General features: G+C 39.0%; 3 protein-coding genes. 1 reads left to right on the forward strand and 2 read right to left on the reverse strand.

Annotation, left to right across the window (positions count from 1 at the left end; genetic code table 11):
• A partial coding sequence (locus PX481_RS03740; RefSeq protein ID WP_288093708.1) for a tetratricopeptide repeat protein occupies positions 1 to 463 on the forward strand: 463 nt, incomplete at its 5' end.
• A gap of 103 nt (positions 464 to 566) precedes the next feature.
• Here PX481_RS03740 and PX481_RS03745 read toward each other — a convergent pair.
• Both PX481_RS03745 and PX481_RS03750 read right to left on the reverse strand, forming a co-directional pair.
• Entirely contained in the window at positions 567 to 908 is a 342-nt protein-coding gene (locus tag PX481_RS03745) for a DUF4164 family protein (protein WP_002776981.1), read from the reverse strand.
• A 112-nt stretch (positions 909 to 1,020) separates the two neighbouring features.
• Positions 1,021 to 1,395, reverse strand: coding sequence for a DUF4164 family protein (locus tag PX481_RS03750; RefSeq protein WP_125730252.1), 375 nt, complete (start codon positions 1,393 to 1,395; stop codon positions 1,021 to 1,023).
• Positions 1,396 to 1,402 lie beyond the last annotated feature (7 nt).

Genomic DNA, 1,402 nt, shown 5'->3' on the forward strand with positions numbered 1-1,402 from the left:
AAAAGCGATCGAGTTTTATCAACAATCCTTAGCAATCACGCGAAAAATCGGTGATCGGGGGGGTGAAGCGAAATCCTACAATAATTTAGGCAATGTTTACTATTCCCTAGGAGAATACCAAAAAGCGAGCGAGTTTCATCAACAGTCCTTAGCAATCTTTCGGGAAATCGGTGATCGGGGGGGTGAAGCGAATGCTTGGTTTAATCTGGGAGTTACCTACTATAAACTCAAACGTATATCGGAAGCGAAAGAAGCAATTCTTCAAGCGCGGGAATTATATCAAGCATTGGGGTTAGCAGGATATGTTCAAAAGTGCGATGATGAAATTCGGCAATTAGAAACCCGAAAATATCCCTTAATCGTTGCTTTCTTTCTGGGGGTGGTTATGTTTCCTTTAGTTTTAATTGGGGGGATAATAGTGGCATTGTGGCGATTGTTAAAAAGATGGTTGAGGAAAGCATAATTAGGGGTAGGATGGGTTAGGAATCCCTTATTTTTAACCTGAGTTTGACATCTGCTAATTTCCCCTCATAACTACCCTAAAGTGAGAAATTATAGTAATATTTCTAAGGATTACCAGAAAAGAAAGAGCGCCACGCTGCCGTGCCGATGGCCCCTCCTAAAAGAATAATTAACGTCCAAACTTGATTTTTTTGGGTTCCTTCCACCTTTTCTAGTCTTCTATCCATCCCATCGACTTTCTCAGTTAGTTTTGCCTGTCCTACCTCTAGCTTAGTTAGCCGTTCGTCGATTTTATCAAATTTCTGGTTAAAATCCTTCTGTAGGCTATCAAATTTCTGGTTAACATCCTGTTGGAAGGTATCGATTTTTTGGTTAACTTCCTTGATGCTGTCTTTGATTTCCTTGAGGACAGATTCAAGACTATAAGTAACGGTTTCGTTAGACATTTTGGTAACATCCCTGGGAGTAATGATAGTACAATAATTTTATTTTAATCCTAAATCCGGTTATTAAAGACTGATTATTTATTGCCTAGGATTTAGTATTATGGCAATATTTCTAGGGATTACCAGAAAAGAAAGAGCGCCATGCTGCTGTTCCGATCGCTCCTCCTAAAAGAATAATTAACGTCCAAACTTGATTTTTTTGGGTTCCTTCCACCTTTTCTAGTCTTCTATCCATCCCATCGACTTTCTCAGTTAGTTTTGCCTGTCCTACCTCTAGCTTAGTTAGCCGTTCGTCGATTTTGTCAAATTTCTGGTTAAAATCCTTCTGTAGGCTGTCAAATTTCTGGTTAACATCCTTTTGTAGGCTGTCAAATTTCTGGTTAATATCCTGTTGCAAGGTATCGATTTTTTGGTTAACTTCCTTGATGCTGTCTTTGATTTCCTTGAGGACGGATTCAAGACTATAAGTAACGGTTTCGTTAGACATTTTGGTA

This window comes from Microcystis sp. M53603_WE2 (assembly GCF_030065435.1).

What these genes read in the sequence shown, in the direction of transcription:
- PX481_RS03745 (WP_002776981.1), bottom strand. Translation starts at nt 908, where the DNA reads ATGTCTAACGAAACCGTTACTTATAGTCTTGAATCTGTCCTCAAGGAA.
- PX481_RS03750 (WP_125730252.1), bottom strand. Translation starts at nt 1,395, where the DNA reads ATGTCTAACGAAACCGTTACTTATAGTCTTGAATCCGTCCTCAAGGAA.